Origin of the sequence: Dyella ginsengisoli LA-4, assembly GCF_000334915.1 — a bacterium.
GTDB classification, from domain to species: domain Bacteria; phylum Pseudomonadota; class Gammaproteobacteria; order Xanthomonadales; family Rhodanobacteraceae; genus Dyella_A; species Dyella_A ginsengisoli_A.
Map to the genome: position 1 here is coordinate 1 of NZ_AMSF01000012.1, position 6,998 is coordinate 6,998.

General features: G+C 65.2%; 6 protein-coding genes. 1 reads left to right on the forward strand and 5 read right to left on the reverse strand.

Annotated elements, in window-relative coordinates; all coding sequences use genetic code 11:
* Positions 1–82 precede the first annotated feature (82 nt).
* From C693_RS22855 to C693_RS0102150, 4 genes are all read right to left on the reverse strand, one after another.
* Positions 83–409, reverse strand: coding sequence for a hypothetical protein (locus C693_RS22855; protein WP_017460602.1), 327 nt, complete (start codon positions 407–409; stop codon positions 83–85).
* Positions 410–1,349: 940 nt separating this feature from the next.
* Positions 1,350–1,712 carry a hypothetical protein gene (locus C693_RS23535; RefSeq protein ID WP_157798536.1) on the reverse strand — a complete coding sequence of 121 codons (363 nt, stop codon included), beginning with the start codon at positions 1,710–1,712 and terminating at the stop codon, positions 1,350–1,352.
* A 940-nt stretch (positions 1,713–2,652) separates the two neighbouring features.
* Positions 2,653–3,630 carry a prolyl aminopeptidase gene (gene pip / locus C693_RS0102145; RefSeq protein WP_017460603.1) on the reverse strand — a complete coding sequence of 326 codons (978 nt, stop codon included), beginning with the start codon at positions 3,628–3,630 and terminating at the stop codon, positions 2,653–2,655.
* 29 nt (positions 3,631–3,659) lie between these two features.
* Positions 3,660–4,154: an Lrp/AsnC family transcriptional regulator gene (locus C693_RS0102150; RefSeq protein WP_017460604.1), complete on the reverse strand. Its 495-nt coding sequence runs from the start codon at positions 4,152–4,154 to the stop codon at positions 3,660–3,662.
* Positions 4,155–4,278: 124 nt separating this feature from the next.
* On the opposite strand from C693_RS0102150, the gene C693_RS0102155 reads away from it, so the two are divergent.
* The gene (locus tag C693_RS0102155; RefSeq protein WP_017460605.1) at positions 4,279–5,193 is read left to right on the forward strand and encodes a DMT family transporter; all 915 of its coding nucleotides are present in this window, start codon (positions 4,279–4,281) and stop codon (positions 5,191–5,193) included.
* 27 nt (positions 5,194–5,220) lie between these two features.
* Here the strand turns inward: C693_RS0102155 and acpA are convergent, their stop codons facing one another.
* Entirely contained in the window at positions 5,221–6,942 is a 1,722-nt protein-coding gene (acpA, locus tag C693_RS0102160) for an acid phosphatase (RefSeq protein ID WP_017460606.1), read from the reverse strand.
* Between the last annotated feature and the right edge of the window lie 56 nt (positions 6,943–6,998).

A 6,998-nucleotide genomic window follows, 5' to 3' on the forward strand; every position in this document is an offset into this window, starting at 1 on the left:
ACATGAAGATTGGCAGTGGCCCGAAAGCCTGGGGCAAAGGCGTCATGCACCCGGGGTTGATCGGAAGTCTCTTACGGATTTGTTAGGCGTCATCTGCCTGACGCTCGTGCCCGGTTTCAAAGAATGCATCTATGTATTCCGTTGGAGCCAACGAACTCTCTCGCAAAAGTGAGAAAACCTCAACGCCGGATGCTGCGATTGACTCAAACAGTGCGAACCCCTGAGATAAGCCAAGAAATTGCATGTCACTATCTGCGACATATGTCTTTGCCTCCTTCTCGGCGAACAAGATGGCTTGATCAATGCTCTGTGCTTGCCAAACGGTAATGCGTTCTTCGTAAAGGTGTTCAAGGAGCTGATCCGGGCGGCGTTCCCAGAGGAAAAGGCAGCGAACCGAGTAGGAATTCATTGTGTTGCCTAACGCTGGAGTTAAGCGGCGCGCGGTACGCGCGTCCGCTTGGACGAGTGGTTAGGGCGCATCTTGCGGCCGACCGTGAAGGTTGTACAGCATGCCCCCAGAAGGTGCGGACGGGTCAACTACTCCGGGGCTCAATTCAACCTGGACACGGCGACCATCGATGACGATGGCATGTCGAGCCAAGGTTGTTCGTTGGGCTTTTAAGTACTCCACTTTGACAAGCGAGTTGTTGGCCCAGCGCGCGTTGATGCCATAAGCCTGCGCGTTTCTGGTAGCACCATAAAGATTGACTACTGAATCTGCGATGGTGCAATGACTACCGTGGGGCGCAAAGCACAGGCCGTATGAAAACGAAGTCGTCGCGCCGCCATTTGACTCAATGACGATAGCGTCGACTCTACCGTCTGGCGATGCTGAGCGCGCGACCTCATCATGCGAGGGGGAAGCAGCGACGCAACTGCCGAGTAGAAGCAACAGCAATACTCCGGAAAATTTCACCAAGTGCGCCCTAACGCTTGAGGTAAGCGGCCCGCGTCAGCGGGTCCGCTTGAGTGAGTGGTCAGGGATCACACGCTGCCCGGTGGCACGGTGAAACCTGCGGCTGCTGCAACTGACGGCCAATTGGCATTGCCAAGCCCTGCTGCCATAAGCGTATCGCGCCAATCTACCTGAGATTGCTTGATCGCAGCGCGCAGGGACTCGATGTTGGCATGAGCGAGCATAAGTGCCGCGATTTGAACGCGCTCTCGTGCTACTGCCCACTCAGGAGTTTGCGGTGGCTGAGGCATGCTGGCGAGGACGGCAAGTGCCGCGCTAGCGTCTTGCTCTGGAAAGGTCGAGCGAACCTTAGCTTCGATCGTTGGGGAAACGTCCATATGAGCCCTAACGCTGGAGTTAAGCGGCGGCGAAGCCGTCCGCCTTGAACGAGTAGTTAGACGCTACCTGCCGAAAATTGTGAGACATCTTTGAGCGCCTGTACGTGCCATGCGGCAAAGTTGGAAAAACTGTAAGCCCGCTCCGGAGTGCTGCAGACCATGATGACTTCGGGATTTGGTGATGGTACTGCCGCATTGAAGCAAGCAATGTCGTCGTACAGATCGGTCTTGGCAAATGGGACAAGAGGTTTACCTGCGCCTAGAGTTATGCGATGCATCAGCTGCCCTGCTTCAGACTTGGCGTCAACGATCCACCAAGGATAAAGATCCAACGCTGGTCCAGAGGCGAGTGCGAGAAACTCCGGCGGGTACGAAAATGTAGCTGGCAAGAGCTCGGCTGGAAAGACAGGAAATGTCATGAACTCTCCCGTGGCGCCTAACGCCTGAGTTGAGCGGCGGCGGAGCCGTCCGCCTCGAACGAGTGGTTAGGCATTTGGCGTGCTGCCTCGATTGGGCAAAGCTAGCACCGACCGAATGTGCATGCTGATGAACAATGCGGCCCCCAAACAGGCAATGGAAAAGCTAGCGGCGGCGCACGGCGAAACCAGCCAAATAAGAGAGGCGAGCGCGACAAAGAGCGCCAATATACCGGCGAGGCCAAGAAGGCCGGCGGCGGCTGCCTTGTAATGAGGGTACGAATCGCTGCCCCTGATGATGTATGGCTGCACGTATTGCCAAGCTGCAAGCCATACCGGCATGCCGAGAGAGGCTGCCCACAAGGCAATGAGTTGTGACTGCGACTTAGTGCTTGCCTGCACGACTACCAGGATGATTGCAGTGCATAGACCAGCACCTGCTATTGCGGCCGAGCGCATTTGTAGGAGCATTGTTTCAGAAAGCGGCATTGTTCCCTCGACGCCTAACGCTTAGTAGACCCCACATCCGGGGTGTTGCGCCGAGTATGCACGGCTCTCGACAGGGTGGACAAGCGGCAAATTACTAAACGTCATCAGGCGCTTGCGTGACATTATTGGCGAGGATTGCGCCCCACGATGTCGGTGTTACACGGCGAATGTGGGGGTGTATGAGTTACGCAGGCGGAAACGGGGGTGTAACAGAGGCGAATTCGCCGCGGTTGCTGGATCAGGTGCGTTCGCGTTTGCGGCTTCGGCACTACAGCCTGCGAACGGAGCAGGCATGCATCTCTGAAAAAGGGGACGGGGCAATTAGGTTCTATGCCCGGTCCCGGGAAGGCGCCTTGGGCCGTTCCGAGGCCGCGGTGCTGCCGGCCGGTCAATGGCCCGTACGATCAGCGCCTGGAGCGATGGGTCGCCCATAGTGAATCCCTGCCAAAGGTGCTCATGGTCGCGCTATCGCCCCATCACGACCGAAACGATCCGCCAGCGCGTCGGTGGCGGTGACCAGGGCATCGACGATCGCCGGGTCGGCGGCACTGTGGCCGGCGAGCACCACGCGCAGCTCGGCCTCGGGCCAGGCCCGGGACAGGTCCCAGGCGCTTTTCATCGGACAGATGATGTCGTAGCGGCCGTGCACGATCGTCGTCGGGATGTGCCGGATGCGGTCGACGCCGTGCAGCAGCTGGTCCGGCTCCAGGAAGATGCGGTGGCGGAAGTAGTGCGCCTCCATCAGGGCCAGGCTCACCGCGCGGTGCGGATCGTCGAAGTCGCCGCCGCCGTCCGGGTCGTGCACCAGGGTGGTGCCGCCGCCTTCCCAGGCGCTCCACGCGTGCGCCGCGGCCAGCCGGGTGGCTTCGTCCGGGCTGGTGAGCCGGCGCCAGTAGGCCTCGAGCATGGAGTCGCGTTCGGCCTCGGGAATGTGCGCGACGAAGCGCGCCCAGCGCTCGGGGAAAATCTGCCGCGCACCGCCGTCCACTTCGTTGAACCAGCGCAGCTCCTCGTCGCGGCCGAGGAAGATGCCGCGCAGCACGAGGCCGAGCGCACGCTCCGGGTGGGTCTGCGCGTAGGCCAGCGCCAGCGTGGAGCCCCACGAGCCGCCGAACACCACCCAGCGCTCGATGCCCAGATGCTGGCGGATCGCCTCGATGTCGGCCACCGCATGCCAGGTGGTGTTGTCGGTGAGTTCGGCGAACGGCCTGGACTGGCCGGCGCCGCGCTGGTCGAACAGCACGATGCGGTAGCGCGCCGGATCGAAGAAGCGCCGGTGGTAGTCCGACAGTCCCGCGCCCGGCCCGCCGTGCAGGAAGATCACCGGCAACCCGTCCGGGTTGCCGCACTGCTCGACGTAAAGCGTATGCAGGCCGTCTACCGGCAGGTGCTCGGTGGCGTACGGCGTGATCTCGGGATACAGCGTGCGCATGGCGTGCTCCGTGAGGGTGGGCGACCAGCCTAGTCCACCGGCAGGGCGGCGGCGGCATTCCACATCGTGCGGGTGATCGGGCGGTTCACGTGAGGTGCCTGCAGTACCACCAGGGTGGTGGTGCTGATGCTGGGGTGGATCTTCAGCAGGCGGTCGAGCACGGTTTCCAGATGGGTGATGGACATCGCCACCAGGTGCAGCAGGGCCGAGTCCTCGCCGGCCAGTCGCCGGCAGTCGAGCACCTCGGGAATGTCCTCGACGATCTCGCCGATGCGCTTGCACACGCCGCCATCGCAGCGCAGCCGCACCATCGCGTCGATGCTGTAGCCCAGCCGTCGGGGGTCGATCACGGCGCGGTAGCCGCGGATCACGCCGGCCTCCTCCAGTCGACGCACCCGCTCGGCCACCGCCGGCGCCGACAGGTGCACCAGCCGCCCCAGCTCGGCATAGCCCAGACGCGCGTCGGCCTGCAGCGCTTCGAGCAGTTGCCAGTCCTTGGCATCGATATCGGGTTTGGAATCCACGGTAGCTCTCCCTGAAGAATCATTGATTCGATGGCGCGGAGCGGCTGGCCCCGTCGATCCATTATTCATGGCAACGGGGCCGCTCACTAGCATGCGCACTTCCCCGTCCCCGGATCTGTTCACCATGGCTAGCCCCGAACGACTCGACGCCCGCGCCCTGGCGCTGGTCGGCATCGCCCTGCTCACCTGGTCCTCGGCCTACGCGGCGATCGCCTACGCGTTGGCTGCCTTCACTCCCGGCGAAGTGGCGCTGGCGCGGCTGGCGATCGCCTCGCTGTGCTTCGGGGTGTTCCTCACCATCCGCCGCGTGCCGCTGCCGGCGCGGCGCGAATGGCCCGGGTTGTTGCTGCTCGGGATCATCGGCTTCACCGTCTACCACCTGGCGCTGAATCACGCGGAGACGCGCATCGCCAGCGGCACCGCATCGATCCTGATCTCGCTGGTGCCGGCGGCGACCGTCGCCGTGTCCGCACTGTGGATGGGCGAACGACTGCCCGCCCGCACGCTGGCGGGCCTTGGCGTGGCGCTGGTCGGCGTGGTGCTGGTGGTGCTGGCCAGCGGCAAGCAGGTGCGCTTCGAGCCGATGGCGGCGCTGGTATTGGTCAGCGTGCTGGCCTCGGCGATCTATTTCGTGGGCGTGAAGCCCTACTTCGCACGCAGCAGCGCGCTGGGTGTCACCGCGTTCGGCTTCTTCGCCGGCACGCTGGGCGCGTTGCCGTTTGGCACGCACCTGCCACAGGCGCTGGTCGCCGCGCCGTGGCCGGCGATCGCGTCGCTGGCGTGGCTCGGCGTGGCGCCGACGTTCGTCGGCTACATCGCCTGGAACTTGGCGATCCATCGCAGCTCGGCCTCGCAGGTGTCCAGCTTCATCTATTTCTCGCCGCCGATCGCGGTGTTGATCGGCTGGGTCTGGCTGGGCGAGCGGCCGGGGCCGCTGACCCTGGTTGGCGGCGTGGTCACCGTGGCCGGGGTGATCCTGGCGAACACGAAGCGGCGTGTGCGACCGGCAACGTGCGACGTGGCGGCGTGCGAGTCCTGAGCCGCCCTGTGCGCCGGGGTCGAAGGATCAGGCGCGGCGCTTCGCGTGGCTGAAATCCAGTGCCGCGGTGAGGTCGCCCGGCGCGGGGCCGCCCGCCGCGATCATCGCTTCCTCGCGCAGCGCCAGCCCGGGCAGCTTCTCCAGCCCGAAGCGGCGGGTGATGAAGCGGGCGATCGAGCCGGTGTCGTAGGTGGTGTGGTCGACGTGGCCCCTCTTCGCCCACGGCGAGACGATGATCGCCGGGATGCGCGTGCCCGGGCCCCAGCGGTCGCCCTTCGGCGGCGCGACGTGGTCCCACCAGCCGCCGTTCTCGTCGAAGGTGATGACGATCAGCATCTTCTTCCACAGCGGGCTCTTCTGCAGCGCCTGTACCACGCGGGCGAGGTGGCGGTCGCCAGCCTCCACGTCGGAGTAGCCGGCGTGCATGTTGAGGTTGCCCTGCGGCTTGTAGAACGCCACCGGCGGCAGCTTGCCGGCCAGCGCATCGGCGATGAACCGGTTGCCCGGGGCCGTCTCGCCCAGGCCGCCGTCGCGCAGGTGCTGCCTGCGTGCCGCGGTGCCGGGAGCCAGCGAAGCGAAGTAGTTGAACGGCTGGTGGTGCACCTGGAAGTTCGGCCGGTCGGGGAACTCGCCCTCGGGGCCGTCGCCGTGGCCGTCCAGCGCGGCCTGGAACGCGCCGGCATACCAGGCCCAGTCGATGCCCTTCGCCGAGAGCATGTCGCCGATGTGCTTGTGGTGCTGCGGCGGCAGGGTGTTCGGGCTGGCCGGGTCGGCACGGGTCGGATCGGTGGGATCCTGGGTGAACGCCGGCGCGTAGGCGGGGCCGATGGTGTTCACGGCATGGAAGTCCGGGGTCAGCGTGGAGCGCCCCTCGAACTTCGGCTTGCCGTCCATCGCGCTGGCCGGCGAGTCGTGCGCGAGCTTCAGGCGTGGATCGTCGACGCGACCGCTTTCGGTGACCGCGATGTTGTATTGCGCCGGACTGGTGTCCGCGTGCGGGTAGAACGGCGGCTGCGCGGCGACCAGGTACTGGTGGTTGAGGAACGAACCGCCGAAGGCGCCCATGAAGAAGCGGTCGCACAGCGTGTACTGCTCGGCCAGGCGCCACAGCCGCAGGTTCACCGCGTTGTCGCCGTAGTGGCCCATCACCAGCGCGCCGGAGTCGCCCCACGCGACGAAGCCGTCGTTGCGGCCGCCATTGATCTGCATCTGGTTCTGGTAGAACGCATGGATCAGGTCGCGGGTCACCACGCCCTGCGGCAGTGGTTCGCCGTCCGGCGTGTGCAGTGCGAACGGCGCGTTGGGCAGGCCGGTGAGGTCGGCTTCGCGCACGTGATAGGTGCGGTGGTTGACCGTCTGCGCGTGCGGCACCAGGCCGTGCCAGATCGGCGGCAGGGTCTTCAGCGGCGTGCCGTCGCGATCCATCTGCACGGCGCGTTCCGGCGCCAGCGCCTCCAGTGGCTCGGCCAGGCCCGGGAAGCCGGCGAACAGGTTGTTGAAGCTGCGGTTCTCCGCAAACAGCACCACCACGTGGTCGATGTGCTCGCGCAGCAGCGTGTCCATCGCGGTGTCGTCGACGACTGCTGCCCCGGTCGGTGCCGCGGCCATCGCCGCGCGCGCCGCCTCGCCGCCGAGTGCAAGGCCGGCACCGGCTACCGCCAGCCCGCCGAGCAGGCGTCGCCGCTGCGGATCGCGCGGCGCGTCGGGCGTGCGGGAAGGAGTTTCGTCGCGGGGTGGCTTGCTGGTCATGGCGGGTCGGGCGGGGGATGCTTGAGGATCGAAGAGCATACGCAGCCCGTCCCCGC

Coding starts and splice junctions, on each gene's coding strand:
- C693_RS23535 (WP_157798536.1), bottom strand. CDS start 1,712: ATGACATTTCCTGTCTTTCCAGCCGAGCTCTTGCCAGCTACATTTTCG.
- C693_RS22855 (WP_017460602.1), bottom strand. CDS start 409: ATGAATTCCTACTCGGTTCGCTGCCTTTTCCTCTGGGAACGCCGCCCG.
- acpA (WP_017460606.1), bottom strand. CDS start 6,942: ATGACCAGCAAGCCACCCCGCGACGAAACTCCTTCCCGCACGCCCGAC.
- C693_RS0102155 (WP_017460605.1), top strand. CDS start 4,279: ATGGCTAGCCCCGAACGACTCGACGCCCGCGCCCTGGCGCTGGTCGGC.
- pip (WP_017460603.1), bottom strand. CDS start 3,630: ATGCGCACGCTGTATCCCGAGATCACGCCGTACGCCACCGAGCACCTG.